The organism is Pseudoprevotella muciniphila, from assembly GCF_003265305.2.
GTDB lineage: Bacteria > Bacteroidota > Bacteroidia > Bacteroidales > Bacteroidaceae > Alloprevotella > Alloprevotella muciniphila.
The window spans coordinates 107463-125916 of record NZ_CP033459.1 but is presented as its reverse complement, the minus strand read 5'-3'; the positions used below and the strand labels follow the sequence as shown (position 1 = coordinate 125916).

The window sequence follows — 18454 nt, the reverse complement described above, 5'->3', positions numbered from 1 at the left end:
TATGTAAAAAATTGTCTATGGATGAAAATTTATGATTATCTTCGCGGTGCGAAAGTACAAACAAAAAATCAAATAAACACTATGACACAAGAAGAAATGCTTCAACCGAAATTAGTTTTCGACTGTTTTGCAGAAGTCAACAAAGTACCCCGTCCCTCAAAGAAAGAGGAGAAAATGATAGAATTCCTGAAGAATTTTGGAGAGAATCTGGGCTTAGAAACTAAAGTTGATGAAGTGGGCAACGTCATCATCAAGAAACCTGCTACTCCCGGACATGAGCATGTTCCAACCGTTATTCTTCAGAGCCACATGGATATGGTTTGTGAAAAGGTTGCCGGCTTGGACTTCAACTTTGAGACGGACCCGATTGAAACCTACATTGATGGCGAATGGATGCGTGCTCGCGGAACTACGCTTGGTGCAGACGATGGTATCGGTGTAGCCATGGAGATGGCGATTCTCAAGAGCGAAGACGTTGAGCATGGCCCACTTGAATGTGTCTTCACACGCGACGAAGAGACCGGTCTTTCAGGTGCTGCTGGCATGGGCAATGACTTTATGAGCGGTCGGTATCTCATCAATCTTGATTCAGAGGACGAAGGTCAGATATTCATCAGTTGCGCAGGCGGTGCAAACACGGTGGCAAAATTTCCATGGAAATCTGAAACTATTCCTTCCGGATACTACACATTCAGCGTTCAGATCAAGGGATTGACAGGCGGTCATTCCGGCGATGACATCAAGAAACGCCGTGCTAACGCCAACAAACTGCTCGTTCGTTTCCTGTGCGATGAAATGAGCAAGACAGATCTCCGATTGGTTGACATTCAGAGTGGTGGCCTGCACAACGCCATACCTCGCGATGGCAAGGCGATATGCGCCGTACCATCATCATTCCGTGATCAGTTGAGCGCAGATGCTAATCTATATTTGGTGGCCGTACAGGAAGAATTCTCCGTAACAGAGAAAGGTATAGAAGTTATATTGTCGACCGAAGATGATGCTACTGAATGTATGCAGCCAGATGCAGCAAAACGCATGTTAATGTCTTTGCGTGCAGTTCATAATGGCGTTTTGGAATTTGACCAGGACATGGACGATCTCGTTCAGACCTCATCAAATCTTGCAAGTATTCGCAAGCAGGGCGATGTAGTCAATATTGTTACCAGTCAGCGCAGCAACATCATGAGTGCCCGCAAGAACATGAGTGCCATTATCAGAGCGGCTTTAGAACTTGGTGGCGCCACCTGTACTACGGGTGAAGGCTATCCGGGTTGGAAACTCGATCCTAACAGCCGTTTGCTGAAAGTGTCGCGGGAAAGTTATGTTCGCCTGTTTGGCAAGGAACCACTGATTCTGGCAATACATGCAGGTTTAGAATGTGGTTTGCTAAGTGAAAAATATCCACAGACAGACATGGTTTCGTTTGGACCCACTCTTCGCGGTGTGCATTCTCCTGACGAACGTCTGCACTTGCCTACTGTGAAGATGGTTTGGGATCATCTGCTCGACATTCTGAAGCATATAGAAAATTAACCTTTGTGCAAGTTGCAAACTGACTTGTTTGCTATATACGAAAACAAGGTTATTGTCGTTAGAATATAGAGTTGGTGCGTAATCGCGCCAACTCACATTTCTCAAAATAAAGGGCAAATATCAACACATAAAAATCTCATGAAACGCCTTCCGATATTATTTCTTTGCACAGCAGTACTATTGTTGACGGGTTGTCTGAAAGACGATGAATATACGACTTCGAACATGCACCGCCTGAAGGTCAGCGTAGATACAATAGCCTTCGACACCATCATAAGCGGGCAACCCACCAACACATACACTTTCACTGTTTATAACAATAACGACAAGTCCATCCGCATCAGTCGTGCATATCTGGATGGTGGCACTGCATCGCCTTTTAAAGTAAATATTGATGGCAGTTACCTTGTTGATGGAAATGGCGGCGGCTATGAAATTGGTGCGAAAGATAGCATGCGCATATTTCTCTTTGCCAACGTGGCAGACGAAGACAGCGACCAGCCCATTGCATATAAGGACGTGTTGCATTTTATTACGGAAGGTGGAGCAGAGTCTAACGTGGTATTGACTGCCTATGGTCAATCTGTCATTACGATGAAAAGCGTGGCATTAACGAGCGATAGCACGTTTTCTGCATCCCGACCCTATCAGATATACGACAGTCTTGTTGTTGCAGAAGGTGCTACTTTGACCGTAAATGCCGGGAGCCGTTTGTATTTCCATCCAAAAGCAAAACTCATTGTAAGAGGCAGGCTTGTTGCCATTGGTTCTTCCACACAGCCAATCATGTTCCGCGGCGACCGTCTTGGAGAAATGTTTGACTCACAACCTTACGACCGCATACCTGCACAATGGGGCGGCATAATTTTCACCGGTAGCAGTTTTGACAACATCATCAATCACTGCGACATCCATAGCGGCACATTCGGTATTCAGTGTGACTCTTCCAACACAGACCAGCAAAAACTGACGATAGAGAACAGCATTATCCACAATATGGGAGGAGACTGCCTCACTGCAACTATGTGCAAAATATATGTAGGAAACTCACAGATTAGCAATGCTTTAGGAAATTGCGTAACACTAAGAGGTGGCGCATACGACTTTATACAGTGTACCATAGCAAATTTTTATGCCTTCAGAGGCGGCAGAGGTGTGGCATTGAGTTACACGAATTTCGATAAAGATAATGAACTTCCCCTAACTGCAGCCAATTTCAAGAACTGTCTTATCACGGGGTTCTCAAAAGATGAAATAATGGGCTCTAAAAGTGACAATGCTGATATTCCATTTTCATACCTGTTCCAAAACTGTCTGCTCAACACAGAAAAAACAGAAGACGCAGAAACAATCATAAATTGCCAATGGGACACTGATGACAATGAAGTGGCGCGAGAAAAGAACTTCAACCCCGAATTCGACTACGACCAATTGATATTCTACTTTACCCTAAATGAGAAATCATTAGCGGTAAATAATGGTGACCCTGCAATCTGTTCGGCATATCCGCTCGATTTGAATGGAAAGAACCGAACTGACGGAAGACCTGATATTGGGTGCTACGAAATGATACCACAAGAAACATCAGAATAAATCGACCAATTTTTATAATGGCAGAAAAAGAACAAAACCGACAAAAAAATACCCGACAGGCAAAACGCCCCGCTTCAGAAGAAACCAACTTCGGCAAACTTCAACCTCAATCGTTAGACTTTGAGAAAGCCGTTTTGGGTGCTATGATGATTGAGCGCGAGGCTTATTCGCTTGTCTGCGAAATACTCAAGCCCGAGAGTTTTTATGACCATCGTCATGAATTGATATATACCGCAATCCAGAACCTCAGCCAAGCAGACCGTCCTATTGACATTCTGACAATCACCGAACAACTGAAGAGGAATGGCACTCTTGAAGAGGCTGGCGGTCCGCTCTACATTTCTGAACTGAGCATGATAGTAGGCAATTCCGCACACGTAGAATTCCACGCAAGAGTCATAGCACAGAAACACCTCGCCAGAGAACTTATCAGTTACACCAGCAAAGTTCAGACACGCGCCTTCGACGAGACCGTAGATATTGACCAATTGATGCAGGAAGCAGAAGGTGAATTATTCGAAATTTCACGAACCAACATAAAAAAGGATTATACACAGATTGACCCGGTATTGAAAGAAGCCTACAAGGCTCTTCAGATAGCCGCTTCAAACAAGAGTGGCATCAGTGGCATACCATCCGGTTTCGAAGCACTCGACAAAATCACCAATGGCTGGCAAAATTCCGACCTCATTATCATAGCAGCCCGCCCTGCCATGGGTAAGACAGCATTCACACTGAGTATGGCGAAAAACATTGCCGTGGACATGCAGATTCCTGTTGCATTCTTTTCGCTTGAAATGTCGAACATACAACTTGTCAATCGACTGATAGTCAATGTCTGCGAAATTAAAGGTGAAAAAATAAGAAGCGGGCAACTGGAACAATATGAATGGGGACAGTTGGATATAAGAATAAACAGTTTGTATGGTGCAAAACTATACGTGGATGACACCCCTTCACTTTCTGTATTTGAATTGCGCACTAAGGCAAGACGACTTGTCAGAGAGCATGGTGTCAGGCTGATTATGATAGACTACCTTCAACTGATGAATGCTTCGGGCATGAAACACGGCAGCCGTCAGGAGGAAGTCAGCACCATCAGCCGTTCACTTAAAAGTCTGGCAAAGGAATTAAACATTCCTATTATCGCACTTAGCCAGTTGAACCGTAGTGTTGAAAGCCGAGAAAATAAGGAAGGTACACAAGGCAAACGCCCACAGTTGAGCGACTTGCGCGAATCAGGAGCCATAGAGCAAGATGCCGACCTTGTTGCATTCATCCACCGTCCGGAATATTATGGTATTAAGGCTGATGAGAATAACGTTCCCACCCATGGCAAAGCACAGATTATCATAGCCAAGCACAGAAACGGTCAAGTTGGCGACGTAACATTAAGGTTTAAGGGTGAATTTGCAAGGTTTGAGAATGATAACGAGTCCCAAATACCATTCCCAGGCGAAGAAGGTAACAACATCACAGGCTCTAAAATCAACAACTATGAGGACACTCCTCCTCCCCCAGATGAGTCTTTCCCTTTGCCAACTGATGACTCATTTATGCCTTCTGGCCAAACTGACGAACCACCATTCTAATAATCATTTCGCAGAAAACAAAACTACATAATATGACTTCGCTATTTATCCCTACAATAGACGGTATGTCGATAAATGATATTATTCGTCAGACTGAGGGCAGTTCCATAAAAGTTTATGCACTTTCAACAGAAAACACGACTTTTGAAGGTGCAGAAACCATTCGTCTACACCACAGCACCAGAATAGGTCATAGCAACTTCTTACAGTCCATTGCCTCGAAGGCAGACACTACATATTGCGCCATCTTTACCCGCCCCACAAGCATTCGTTTGTGCTATCGGTGCATTGAGCGCATGGAAAGGGTTGCTGACGACACAGGTGCACTGATGGTCTATAGCGACCATTATTCAACGTCAGATGGTGTTCGCACCAATTCTCCAAAGATTGATTATCAAGAAGGCAGTCTTCGCGATGATTTTGACTTTGGCGGTCTCTGGCTAATCAGAACAGATGCTTTGAAACGCTTTGTAGCATCTCCTCAAAGTAATAATCTGAAGTTTGGTGCATTGTATGCCCTACGCCTTGCCTTGAGTCGTGAAGGCAGCATTTATCACTTGCGAGAGTTTCTCTATGAAGAAGTTGAACTTGACACGAGGAAATCAGGCGAAAAACAATTCGACTACGTCAATCCTGCCCAGCGTGAAGTGCAGATAGAAATGGAGCGCATTTGTACAGAACATTTACGCCTTGTCGGTGCACTTATTGAGCCAGATGAAGTTAGCGATGTTCCCAAGGAAACTACGTCATTTCCTGTTGAGGCAAGTGTTATCATCCCTGTCCGCAACCGCGTCCGTACCATCAAGGATGCCATAGAAAGCGCATTATCGCAATCTACCGATTTTCCTTTCAATGTCATCATAGTTGACAACCACAGTACAGACGGAACCGGAGATATCGTGAAATCAATCTCTGAGGAAGATACACGCATCATTCTCATCCAGCCTGAACGCACAGACCTTGGCATAGGCGGTTGCTGGGACCTTGCCATTCGCAACGAGCATTGTGGCCGGTATGCCGTTCAACTCGACTCGGACGACCTCTACAGTAGCCCAAACACCCTGACACGCATAGTAGAAGCCTTCAGAAATGAGAATGCTGCAATGGTCATAGGATCCTACAGAATGGTAAATTTCAGTCTGGAAACACTCCCTCCCGGTCTGATTGACCATAAAGAGTGGACCGACACTAATGGTAAGAACAATGCTTTAAGGATAAACGGACTTGGCGCACCACGCGCATTCCGTACAGAACTGCTTCGTAAGATAGGTTTCCCAAATACGAGTTATGGTGAAGACTATGCACTCGGACTGACACTCAGCCGCTGTTTCCGAATTGCTCGTATTTACGATGAATTATACCTCTGCCGCAGATGGGAAGGAAACTCTGATGCCTCGCTTTCGATAGAGAGTGTGAACAAGAACAATGCTTATAAAGACAGTTTGCGCACGATTGAATTGAGAGCGCGCCGCGCAATGATAGAAAACTGGAACAAACCGGTTTCTCAGTCTGATGTGGATCGTTTCTTTTCCGAACAATTATCTATATGGAAGGAAGTTGAAAAGCGATTTGAAGAATTGAACACGAATATAAAAGTTCGCTCTTTTGAATGGAACGACATATCACTTCAAGTTCAATATAATCCGTGCCGCATCAGTTCTACAACGGCAAAAGTAAGCAAAACTGAAATAAAAAAACGCCCTTGTTTCCTTTGCGAGACAAACCGTCCGGAAGAGCAAATCAGTTGGGAAGTGGAGCGCCATTTACAGGTGCTTGTCAATCCCTACCCCATTCTGCCACGCCATCTCAGCATTCCCACCCGTCGTCATAAACCTCAACTTGTCAACACGCTGCTTGATGACATGCTACGGTTGGTTAGTTCACTACCCGACGATGTGGTTTTCTACAATGGTGCTCGTTGCGGTGCATCTGCGCCTGACCACGCACATCTTCAGGCAGGTTCAAAAGACATCATACCTCTTCAGAGAGACTGGAAGAACTACGAGAATCAACTTGAACGCATATACCCCAGCACTGAACAGGAACAATCCGACCTTGAAGACATCGGTTATGTCAACAAATTGTGCGGCGTCTATCTTCTTCGTCATTATGCCTGTCCCGCTTTTGTGGTCCTTACAGATTCTTCCGGTGATAAGACTCACCTGATTCGCAAGGTGATTGAAGCACTACCGGCAGAAAAAGGACAGACAGAACCCGACATCAATCTGTTAGCATGGCGACAAACAAGCAGTCGTCCTGAAAAGGAACATATTGTTTGCGTGGTATTCCCACGTCGTAAACATCGTCCTGAATGTTATTTTGCCAAAGGCAAGGACCAACTTTTGATTAGTCCGGGCGCAGTTGACATGGGAGGTCTTATCATCACACCCCGAGAGGAGGATTACAATCGCATCACAGCACGCGGAGTTGTTAACATACTGCGTGAGGTAACACTTTCAGAACAAGAGATTGGGCAAATAGTACGTAAAATGAGTTCTACAAAGAAAGACCGCAGAAATTCTTCTTCCACCATGTCAACGCAACTTAAGAAAGAACCCAACGTGACCGTAGGCATCATGAATGGCACAGAAATCCACTTTGAACTGAACGGGCCATACAGTGCAAAGGGAGAAACGCTTACAGGTAGTCAGGTTGTTACGTACAAAGATGGTGCAATCCAATGGAAAAACAATTACTACAGCGAACTCACTTTCTCTCCGATAGAAGAATCATCCACTTTCACATTAGACGATGTTACTATCGGTGTGAATTTCCATTGGGAGCGCAATGAGAGACAGACATTCTGCGGCACACTGAGGGTAATTGTTGACGAGGAAAAACTCGTTGTCATCAACGAAGTTCCTGTTGAGACCTATTTGACGAGTGTTATCAGCAGCGAGATGAGTGGCACTTCTTCGGCTGAATTACTGCGTGCACACGCTGTAGTCTCCCGCAGTTGGTTGTTGCGGCAGATGCAGCGCAGGATGAATGCACAAGATGGCAGTTTCTTCAGTTTCACCCGCAAAGACGATGAATTCATCCGGTGGTACGACCGTCAGGACCATACATTGTTTGACGTTTGCGCCGACGACCACTGTCAGCGCTATCAGGGCATCACGCGCGCTTCATCTCCAGCCGTTCTTGAAGCCATTGAAGTTACACGTGGTAAGGTGCTAGCATACGATGACGAGATTTGCGACGCACGCTTCTCTAAGTGTTGCGGAGGCATCTCTGAACGTTATGACACCTGCTGGGAAGACCGAGATGTGCCCTACCTTCAAGCCATACGCGACAATGCTAATGATGAGCCATTGCCCGACCTGACAGATGAAACACAGGCAGAGGCATGGATACGGCAATCACCCGATTCCTTCTGCAAAACCTCTGACATGAAACTTCTTACGCAAGTATTGAACGACTATGACCAAGAAACACCTGATTTTTACCGTTGGAAGGTAACTTACACTCAACAGGAACTCTCAGATTTAATCAGGAGTAAACGAGAAGAAGACTTTGGCGACATCATCGACCTTCAGCCTGTTCAACGTGGTCCAAGCGGCAGACTTCTGAAGTTGCGTATTGTTGGCAGCAAATGCTCTTTAGTCATTGGTAAAGAACTGGAGATACGCCGTGCACTCTCACCGTCGCATCTCTACAGCAGTGCTTTCGTAGTGGATAAAGGTGATGTGGTTAATGGTATTCCTCAATCGTTCACACTTACTGGCGCTGGTTGGGGGCACGGTGCAGGCATGTGTCAGATTGGTGCTGCCGTGATGAGCGACAAGGGTTATGATTACGAGCACATCCTTCACCACTATTACAAAAACGCAAGTATTAAGCAGATTTACAAATAAACAACAAAAAAGGAAGAAAATATGGAAAAGACTTCAATAAAACGACAATCACCATGGAGTTGGATTCCGACGCTTTACTTTGCAGAAGGTCTCCCCTACTTCATGGTCATGTCAGTAGCCGTACTGATGTATAGCCGGTTAGGACTGAGTGACACCGATGCAGCCCTCTACACATCCTGGCTTTATCTCCCATGGGTTATCAAACCATTCTGGAGCCCTATAGTAGATTTATTCAAGACGAAACGTTGGTGGATTGTTGTCATGCAGTTGCTGATAGGTGTTGGCATGGCAGGTGTTGCGTTCACCATTCCCGGTCCCGATTTTATACGTTGGACTTTGGTTTTCTTCTGGCTGATGGCATTCAGCAGCGCTACTCATGACATCGCGGCAGATGGTTTCTACATGCTCGAACTCGACAGTCACGAACAATCGCTGTTTGTCGGCATCCGCAGCACATTCTATCGCGTTGCCACCATTGCCGGTCAGGGAGGTCTGATAACGCTGGCAGGTTATCTTGAGAGCAGGCTTAAGGTACCCAAAGAGGCTTGGGTATATGTATTTGCAGGAACATCTGTACTATTCATTTGTCTATTCCTCTATCATGCTTTTCTGCTACCTAAACCTAATAGCGACAAAGAGCGTTATGTCGAACCTAAGATGTTACTGAATGACTTCGCGATGTCCTTCGTATCGTTTTTCAAGAAGCCACAAATCCTTATAGCACTACTATTTATGTTGCTATTCCGTCTGCCGGAGGCCCTTCTCGTTAAGATAGCACCTCTTTTCCTTATCAAGCCCATAGCAGAAGGCGGTTTGGGGCTTTCCACTATCGACGTAGGAATCGTTCAGGGCACTGTAGGTGTGATAGGTCTGACGCTCGGTGGCATCATTGGAGGCGTCATCGTTTCGCGTGGTGGCTTGAAGAAATGGCTGTGGCCTATGGTAATGAGCATAACACTTCCCAACATTGTTTACGTGATCATGGCTTATTATCAACCTGAATATTCTACAGTTACCGGTGCTATTATTATCAATTCCTGTGTATTCTTGGAACAATTCGGCTATGGTTTCGGCTTTACGGCATATATGTTGTATCTGATATACTTCTCTCAAGGAGAACTGCAAACATCACACTATGCATTCTGTACGGGTTTCATGGCACTTGGCATGATGATACCCGGTCTTTTTGCAGGGTGGTTGGCAGAGAGTGTCGGTTACCTGAATTTCTTCATCATCGTAATCTGTCTCGTACCCATTACATTCATTGTATCGAAACTCATTAAGGTTGATGCTGAATTCGGTAAAAGATCAAAAGAATAGCAAATCGAATCAGTCGGACAGTTTGTCGCTTGCGGCTTTATGCCTCAAGAGGAAAGTCCGGGCAACACAGGGCACCTTGCTTCCTAACGGGAAGAGGTTCGTGAGAGCCTGTCAGTGCAGAAGAAAACAACCGCCGTCGTTTGCTGACGGTAAGGGTGAGAAGGTGGAGTAAGAGCCCACCAGGCGCATGGCGACATGCGTGCTGTGCACTCCGAGGGTTGAAAGTTCGCGTAAACCGACGTCTGAAGGTGGTCCCGCCTGAGCAACTTGTTGCACGTCGGAGGGTAGAACGATAGAGCCATACGGCGACGTATGGTGTAGATAAATGACAAACACGCACGCTATTGTGCGTACAGAACCCGGCTCATCGTCCGACTGATTTTCTTATTTAATCAATAAAACCCGTGAGATTGCATTATTCCTTACATACCAGTTTCAAAACAGTAACAAGGTTTCTTTTAATAGCAACACTTGTTTTTACGTTTCCACTGTCATCAGCGAGCCAGCGCACACGTATCTTCATGGACAACATCTACAGCGTAAGGCTGACTGTGGATGGCAACGAAGACGTTTGGCCTGTTATTGAAAAGGGTAGCGGACAGGTAATTGAAGTTTCTTTCGATGACCTGACTCACGAGTACAGACGATACACCTATAAACTGGAGCATTGCGATTTTGACTGGAAACCCACTAAGGATTTGTTCGACAGTGAATATCTCAGATCGCCTGGCAACGAAGAAGTGATAGACGACTATGAGCCAAGTCTGAACACAACGGTGCTTTACAACCACTATCGGTTTACAGTTCCAAATGAATGGATGGAGCCACTTCTTTCTGGTAATTACAGAATATCCGTCATGACTGAAGATGATGATAGTGGCGAAGAGGTAACGGCTTTTGTGGCGTATTTCTCCATTCTCGACCCGAAAGTGATTATCAACGCAACCATGTCCACCAACACAGAGATAGACTGGAACGACAAGCACCAACAACTGACCATGCGCATCAACACGGGTCGCCTTCCGCAAGGCAACATTCAGAATGAGATAAAAACCGTGGTGCTTCAGAACCGCCGATGGGACAATGCCGTTATCAATCCGCGTCCCACATCTTCGATGGGCAACGAACTGATTTGGCAATACGACAGGGACTTGATATTCAAGGCTGGTAATGAGTACCGCAAGTTTGAGATGCTTTCCTGTCATTTAGCAGGTATGCATGTTGACCGCCTTCGGTGGTACGACCCGTATTATCATGCAGAGATTATGACGGACTACCCGTCTCGCAATTACATCTACGATGAAGACCAAAATGGTCAAAGCGTATTTCGCAACGAGTACGACACGGGCAATGACACGGAAAGTGACTATTTCCTGACCCATTTCTCACTTGCCATGCCAGAGTTAGAGGGTTATGACGTCTATATCAACGGGCGCTGGACTTACAACAACTTCGTGCCTGCATACAAAATGACTTACAACTCGTCTGCCGGGCAATATGAGGCATCGCTCCTGCTCAAACAAGGCTATTACAGTTATCAATACCTGGCATTGCCGGTTGGTAAGAGGAGCGGCGCACTGTCGCTGATAGAGGGCGATTATTACCAAACGGAGAATGAATACACCATACTGGTCTATTACAAACGCCAAGGCGACCGTTATTATCAACTAATAGGGATGAAGGACTTTTCCTATCGTCCGTAGCAATTTCAGAAGATGCTGAATATAGTTATTTTAGAGGGCCATGCCGTTAATCCCGGCGACTTATCCTGGGTCGCCTACCGCGCATTCGGTGAAGTTACCGTTTACGACAGGACAGCGGCAGAAGAAGTCATTGAGCGTTCAAAGGATGCCGATGTTCTCATCGTGAACAAGACGAAAATTAACGAAGACGTGATTTCGCGCTTGCCAAAACTGAAACTGATTCTTGAAGCAGCCACGGGTTATGACAACATAGATGTGGCAGCGGCAAAGCGGCATGGCATACCAGTTTGCAACGTCCCCGGCTATGCCCGCGATGCCGTGGCGCAAATGGTCGTGGCTATGATCCTCGACTCTTGCAGCAAGGTGGGTTACTACGCCGATGCAGTACGAAAGGGTGAATGGTCCTCCAGTCGAGATTTCAGTTTCCTCACCCTGCCCATCAACGAATTGAGCGGCTTAAGCCTGGCGATAGTCGGTTTTGGTTCGATAGGTAGCCAGGTAGCCAACTTTCTTCAGCCTTTCGGTATAAAGATTTACGCGGTTACGCACAAGCCTGCCGCCCAACTGCCCGAGTACGTGAAGCCTATCGCCCTTGAAGACGCCTTCCGTAGTTGCGACTTTGTCAGTCTCAACTGCCCGTTGAATGAAGACAACCGTGGCATTGTTAATTCATCGCTCCTTGAAACATGCAAGGTGGGACTGATTCTCATCAATACCGCACGCGGTGGACTCGTTGACGATGAAGCAGTTTGTTCAGCATTGGAAACGGGTCGATTGGGCGCTTACTATGCAGACGTACTCAGCGAAGAGCCCCCACGCGCCTCACATCCCCTTCTCTCTGCACCCAATGCCTTCATCACGCCGCACATAGCATGGGCAACGACCACTGCCCGACAGCGTCTCGTTGATGCACACCTCGCGAACCTGCGGGACTTTGTCGCAGGTCAACTAAAAAATACTGTCAACTAAGAAAAGAAAAGCCGTGTCGATAACATTTAATGAAATACTCGATTTTATAGGTACGCTCGCCTTTGCCATCTCCGGTATCCGTCTGGCGTCTGCCAAACACTTCGACCTGTTTGGTGCATACATTGTAGGACTAACAACAGCTATAGGTGGTGGTACGCTACGCGACATGATGCTTGGCGTTCCTATATTCTGGATGCAGGACCCGTTCTACTTAATCTGCACCGCACTGGCATTGCTTTGGGTAATGATATTCGGCAAATACCTCATCCACCAAAACAACACCTGGTTTATTTTCGACACCATAGGACTGGCGATGTTCACGGTTACTGGTATAGAAAAAACCCTATCATCTGCAGGGCATTATCCATTTTGGGCAGCCATTATCATGGGTACAATAACAGGTGCTGCAGGTGGTGTATTCCGAGATGTGTTTATCAATGAAGTACCGCTTATTTTCAGAAAAGAGATTTATGCTTTGGCATGTGTCATAGGAGGAGCGGCATATCACATCAGCATCTTAGCAGGTTTCGGTCCTGTTGTTGCAGGCATTGCTTGCGGTGTGGTTGTCATAGCCATGCGTGTTTTAGCTGTGCGATATCGACTTCACCTTCCAATACTGAAAGGCGAGGACGATTATAAAAAGCAAGAGGAAGATTAGAAATAATTACTTAAAAGTATTTATTTGACGGAAGTTGACTGTCTGCGCCTAATTTCAGCACAAGCCACAGCTGTTGCTACTGCTACATTTAGACTTTCACTTGTTGGTCGCCCTGCAGGATAGCTTGGAATAAATAATTTGTCGGTGACTAACTGCTCTATTTCTGGTCTTATTCCATTACCCTCATTCCCCATTACCAGTATGCTTGGCTGGGAAAGATTTTCATGAGTATAGATATTATCGCCTTCAAGAAATGTTCCTAATATGTTAAATATATTTGATAGTTTCTTGAGTTCAGTTTGGAGTTCTAAATAATTGATGTTCACTCTCGCAAGAGCTCCCATAGTAGCTTGTACCACTTTAGGTGCGAATGCATCAGCAGTGTCTTTTGAAGCAATTATTTGTTCTATTCCGAACCAATCTGCAAGTCTAATTATTGTTCCGAGATTTCCGGGATCTTGAATACCATCAAGTGCTAAGATAAGTTCTGTAGTTGTTTCTTTTGTTGTCGTATTATTCTTTCTTTTTTGCTTATCAAACACAGCGATGACTCCTTGAGGTGATCTGAGTTGAGACATTCTCTCAAGTTCTGAAGGGGGAACAATAAACAAATCTTCACATTCAACTATATCTGAGATGTCAGATTGGTTTTCTATGGCAATCAACATCTTACATCTGAAAGCAGAAGCAAGTTCTGTTACGCATTTTTTTCCTTCTGCAACAAAAAGATGATGTTCGTCGCGATTTTTTTTCAAACTCAACGAGCGAACAAACTTAATCTGATTTTTAGTGATTGTCATATTTCTTTATCGTGTGATTAAGAGCAAAGATACAGATTAAAAGTGCTATCTTTGCAATGTTTTGTACAAAATTACCAAAATAGGAGTTGTTTATGTGCTAATAACATTGCTTTTCATGTTATCAGCATGTAAACCTACGCGCTTTTTGGAAGACGACGAGATCATGCTGTCGAAGGTAAGCCTGACGAGCAAGAGCAAGCAGGAGAAAGCGGGAGACTACCGCCTTTATGTCCGTCAGGAGGCGAATGCCCGCTGGTTCAGCCTCTTTAAGGTGCCTCTTGGCATCTATTGCATATCCGGCAGGGACAAGAACAAGAAAACCAACCGTTTCATCCAACGCCTCGGCGAAGCGCCGGTGGTTTATGACCACGAACAGACTGTTTCGTCTGCCAAATCGCTGCAATCTGCGCTGCAAGGCAAGGGTTATCTGCAAGCGAAGGTGGATGTGGACACCGCGAGCAAGAACCGCAAGCTCGACGTAAGCTATACCATGCACCCCGGTATTCGCTGGTACGTCAGCAACCTGGAGTATTCTATAGAAGACTCCCTGATAGCTTCGGAGATAAGGAGAGCCTCGGACAAGACGCTTCTCTACAAAGGCATGCCGCTTGATGTGGGTCAGCTCAGCAGCGAGCGCGAACGCGTGATCCGCCATCTTCACGACTGTGGTTTCTACGAGCTCAATAAGGACTTCGTCTCCTTCATTGCCGATACGCTGCCCGGCGAGAACAATGTGAGGCTGACGTTTGTGTTCCGCCGCCCGCCGGGTGTGAGGAGCAACACTGTCTATCAGCCATATACCATCAACAGCGTGAACATCTATGAAGACGTTGACGGCAATGATGCGGACTGCGACACCATCAACAGCAACAACATCAACATCATCTACAAGGGGCGGCACAAGATGACAGGCAAGGTGTATGACAACCACGTTGCCATTCGCGAAGGTAAATTGTACAGCGAGCAGGATATGCAGGACACATATTCAAGCCTTAACAGTCTGCCCGCCGTGAACTACTCGTCCATCCACTTTGTACCTGACACTCAAGACAGTGTGCCAAAACTTGATGCTAACATTTTCGTTAAGAGCAATGCCCATTACAGCATAAGTGCAGAGGCTGACGGCACGAACACCAACGGTGACCTCGGTGCTGCAGTTACAGCGACTTTCACCAACCGCAACCTCTTCAAGGGTGCAGAAGCCTTTACCCTTAAATTACGCGGTGCATACGAGGCGATTACGGGTCTGGAGGGCTACAGCAGCCAGGACTACATGGAATACAGCGTGGAATCGAGCCTCAGGCTGCCCACTTTCAAGTTTCCGTTTCTCCCCCGCAGCCTAAACCGTAACCTGAAGGCTGTTTCTGAGATCAGCCTGATGTACAACTCTCAGGACCGCCCGGAATTCCACCGCAGGGTGCTTACGGGTCGCTGGGCGTATCAATGGAGTCATCACAACATGCCCAACTGGCAGCACAATCTGGACGTGTTGAGTTTGAACTACGTATTCCTGCCGTGGATATCCGAGACCTTTGAGAAAGAATACCTTGAAGGCGAAAATCCACGTTATTCCATTCTTAGGAATAGTTACGAAAACTTGTTCATCATGAAATCAAGCTATGGTTTCGTGTACAATTCACTTCGAAACATCGGGCAAAATGGCATCAATCAGACTAATGGCTATCAGATACGCTTTAATGCAGAAATAGCCGGAAACATTCTCTTTGCTGCTTCAAAGATTTTCAGGCTGAAGAAAGACGAAAGTGACCAATATAACATTTTCAACATAGCATACTCGCAGTATGCCAAATTCGACTTCGACTACGCCAAGAGTTTCCTCATCGACGAGAACAACTCCCTCGCCCTTCATGCTGCATTCGGCATAGCCATCCCTTATGGCAACTCGAAGATTATCCCTTACGAAAAGCGTTACTTTGCGGGCGGTGCAAACAACATTCGCGGATGGAGCGTCAGGGAACTTGGACCGGGCAACTACTCCACCACAGACGGCAAGGTGAATTTCATCAATCAGACCGGCAACATGAACCTCCTGCTGAGTCTGGAGTATCGCACCCGACTGTTCTGGAAGTTCAACGGCGCGGCATTCATTGATGCCGGAAACATCTGGAACTTGCACTCATACGAGAACATCCCCGGCGGACAGTTCAAGTTTGGCAAGTTCTATAAGCAGATTGCTGCGAGTTATGGCTTGGGATTGCGTTTCAACCTCGACTACTTCATAGTGCGGTTCGATGCCGGCATGAAAGCCATCAACCCTGCCATAGAGAGCGGTTCGGGGCATTGGCCCATCGCCCATCCGAAGTTGTCGCGCGACTTTACGCTCCACTTTGCGGTGGGACTGCCTTTCTAAGGCACCTGTTCAGAAATAAAATTATACAATATATGAAGTTTATCAGTTTTGGCAGCGGCAGTAGCGGTAATTGCTACATATTGCAACAAGGCGACAGCACGATAGTGGTTGACGTAGGCATCGGCATCCGCACGTTCAAGCGCTATTGCAACGTATACGGCATACCTGCCGTCAAAGCCAATGCCATCCTCGTTACTCACGACCATACGGACCATGTGAAGGCTGTAGGCGCCGTGAGCCGTGAATACAACATTCCTGTCTTTACATCGGAAGAGGTGCACAGAGGCATGGACTATAACCGCTTTATGAGCAAAAAAGTGCCGCCCGCCCTCAAACGCATTCTCTCAAACAATTCTCCCATTACCATCGGTGAGTTCACGATAACGAGCATACCCGTACCTCACGACAGTTCCGGCAACAACGGCTATATCATAGAAGGTGGTGGCACGACCTTATGCATCATCACAGACGCTGGAAGGCGTACGCCTGAGATAGAGTATTGCGTGGAAAATGCCGACTACCTCGTCATCGAGGCCAACTACGACATGGCGATGCTTGCCACAGGACCTTATCCGGCATATTTAAAACAAAGAATCAGGAGCGGCAACGGACACCTCTGCAACGACGAAACGGCGGCCTTACTCGCGGAAAAATTGACAGAAAGGACCAAGCACGTCTGGCTCTGCCATCTTAGTGAAGAAAACAACAATCCCCAGATTGCACTGCGCACCATCAATGAGCAACTTGAAGAACGACTGCCGCTTCTTCATGCCAACCTGAAGATAGAAGCCCTCCGCCGACGTATTCCGTCGCAGATGTATGAATTGGACTGAACCATCTTCTACGATGAATGCAGAAGAGATAATCATCTATATGGAGTCTTTGCGTAACGAAGGGCAACAGCATGTGTTGAAACGCTTCTTCAAGACCGGCAAAGGCGAATATGGCGAGGGCGATGAGTTTCTCGGCCTGAAAGTGCCTCAGACACGCGAAGTGGTGAAGATGGCAAAAGATTTGCCGCTCGAAGAGGTGAAGAAACTGCTATACTGCCGCTGGCACGAAGTGCGACTTTGTGGTCTGCTTATTTTGGTCTGTCAGTTTGAGCGACAGGCTAAAAAGCGCTTGGAAAACGATGCTGAAGCCATCACAAGACGCGACCGTCTGGTTAGTTTCTACCTCGAACATGCTCATCAAGCCAACAACTGGGACTTGGTTGACATGTCAGCGCCGAAAATATTGGGACACTGGCTGATGCTGCCTACGATGCAAGGCGGTAAGGTCGGGTTGAACGAAGAATACAAGAGAAGCGTGATTGACGCACTTGCAGGGAGCAATAACCTCTGGCTGCAACGCACCAGCATGGTCTGCACATGGAAGACGACACAGCAAGGCGCCCCCACGTGGTGCTTACGACTTGCAGAGAAACACCTGCACCACTCTCACGACCTGATGCATAAGGCCGTAGGCTGGATGCTTCGGGAGATGGGCAAGCGGATAAGCGAAGATCTGTTGCGATCGTTTCTGAGCGAACATATCCACGAAATGCCACGCACTGCACTGCGCTATGCCATAGAGAAACTTCCCGAAGAAGAACGGCGCTACTGGATGAACATTCCGGTAACGAAAGTGTCCAAATAAGCAAATTATACCTTCATTACGAAAGAAAAGAAGTGTAAAATTTGGCAAATTGAAAAATTGCTTGTATTTTTGCATTCGCAAAAGCAAAATGGTACCTTGACCGAGTGGTTAGGTAGCGGTCTGCAAAACCGTGTACAGCAGTTCGAATCTGCTAGGTACCTCACAAGAGACGCGCAGTACGCGTCTCTTTTTCGTGTTTTAACAACACATCTAAAGAATCTATAGTGGTGTTCTATAAATTAGAATTATAGGGGTATTCTATAAATTTGATTTTTAAGTTATAATTAGTCTTGCTGCTTTCTTATCAGACTTTCGGTTGCGGCTCGGCATAGTGAAAACAAGTTTTCCCTCTGCTCTCGCCTTTGCGAAAGTTTGGTTCTTTTGGGCATCTTTTGACTTAACTTCTTGGTACATAGCCCG

At 46.4% G+C, this 18454-nt stretch carries 12 protein-coding genes, 1 tRNA gene and 1 other RNA gene; 13 read left to right on the top strand and 1 reads right to left on the bottom strand.

Translation table 11 applies throughout. From position 1 onward, the window contains the following. Window positions 1-81: 81 nt before the first annotated feature. From C7Y71_RS00565 to C7Y71_RS00525, 9 genes are all read left to right on the top strand, one after another. Window positions 82-1536, top strand: a complete 1455-nt coding sequence (locus C7Y71_RS00565; protein WP_111898768.1) for an aminoacyl-histidine dipeptidase — start codon at window positions 82-84, stop codon at window positions 1534-1536. A gap of 138 nt (window positions 1537-1674) precedes the next feature. After that, the gene (locus C7Y71_RS00560) at window positions 1675-3129 is read left to right on the top strand and encodes a hypothetical protein (protein WP_146739444.1); all 1455 of its coding nucleotides are present in this window, start codon (window positions 1675-1677) and stop codon (window positions 3127-3129) included. Between the two features lie 17 nt (window positions 3130-3146). Further along, window positions 3147-4721 (top strand): replicative DNA helicase, encoded by a 1575-nt coding sequence (gene dnaB, locus C7Y71_RS00555; protein WP_111898701.1) that lies wholly within the window; start codon window positions 3147-3149, stop codon window positions 4719-4721. 32 nt (window positions 4722-4753) lie between these two features. Further along, window positions 4754-8575: a DUF4922 domain-containing protein gene (locus C7Y71_RS00550; RefSeq protein ID WP_226943496.1), complete on the top strand. Its 3822-nt coding sequence runs from the start codon at window positions 4754-4756 to the stop codon at window positions 8573-8575. Window positions 8576-8596: 21 nt separating this feature from the next. Then, complete coding sequence (locus C7Y71_RS00545) at window positions 8597-9895, top strand: MFS transporter (protein WP_111898699.1); 1299 nt, start codon at window positions 8597-8599, stop codon at window positions 9893-9895. A 9-nt stretch (window positions 9896-9904) separates the two neighbouring features. Beyond that, window positions 9905-10278, top strand: an RNA gene (gene rnpB / locus C7Y71_RS00540) — RNase P RNA component class A. A gap of 138 nt (window positions 10279-10416) precedes the next feature. Then, the gene (locus tag C7Y71_RS00535; protein ID WP_111898698.1) at window positions 10417-11598 is read left to right on the top strand and encodes a type IX secretion system plug protein; all 1182 of its coding nucleotides are present in this window, start codon (window positions 10417-10419) and stop codon (window positions 11596-11598) included. A gap of 12 nt (window positions 11599-11610) precedes the next feature. Beyond that, window positions 11611-12567: a D-2-hydroxyacid dehydrogenase gene (locus C7Y71_RS00530; RefSeq protein WP_226943493.1), complete on the top strand. Its 957-nt coding sequence runs from the start codon at window positions 11611-11613 to the stop codon at window positions 12565-12567. Between the two features lie 13 nt (window positions 12568-12580). Further along, window positions 12581-13225, top strand: a complete 645-nt coding sequence (locus C7Y71_RS00525) for a trimeric intracellular cation channel family protein (RefSeq protein ID WP_111898697.1) — start codon at window positions 12581-12583, stop codon at window positions 13223-13225. Between the two features lie 20 nt (window positions 13226-13245). On the opposite strand, the gene C7Y71_RS00520 is transcribed toward C7Y71_RS00525, so the two are convergent. Next, window positions 13246-14025, bottom strand: coding sequence for a TrmH family RNA methyltransferase (locus C7Y71_RS00520; RefSeq protein WP_111898696.1), 780 nt, complete (start codon window positions 14023-14025; stop codon window positions 13246-13248). 94 nt (window positions 14026-14119) lie between these two features. Between C7Y71_RS00520 and tamL the strand changes: the two genes are divergently transcribed. The 4 genes from tamL to C7Y71_RS00500 all read left to right on the top strand — a co-directional run bounded on the left by tamL (window position 14120) and on the right by C7Y71_RS00500 (window position 18195). Continuing rightward, on the top strand, window positions 14120-16396 hold the full coding sequence (tamL, locus tag C7Y71_RS00515; RefSeq protein ID WP_449619034.1) for a translocation and assembly module lipoprotein TamL: 2277 nt from the start codon (window positions 14120-14122) through the stop codon (window positions 16394-16396). A gap of 32 nt (window positions 16397-16428) precedes the next feature. Next, window positions 16429-17229 (top strand): MBL fold metallo-hydrolase, encoded by an 801-nt coding sequence (locus C7Y71_RS00510; RefSeq protein ID WP_111898695.1) that lies wholly within the window; start codon window positions 16429-16431, stop codon window positions 17227-17229. Further along, window positions 17216-18034 (top strand): DNA alkylation repair protein, encoded by an 819-nt coding sequence (locus C7Y71_RS00505; RefSeq protein ID WP_226943491.1) that lies wholly within the window; start codon window positions 17216-17218, stop codon window positions 18032-18034. Before C7Y71_RS00510 ends, C7Y71_RS00505 begins: the two co-directional genes overlap by 14 nt. A gap of 90 nt (window positions 18035-18124) precedes the next feature. Next, window positions 18125-18195: transfer RNA gene (locus tag C7Y71_RS00500), tRNA-Cys, on the top strand. Window positions 18196-18454 lie beyond the last annotated feature (259 nt).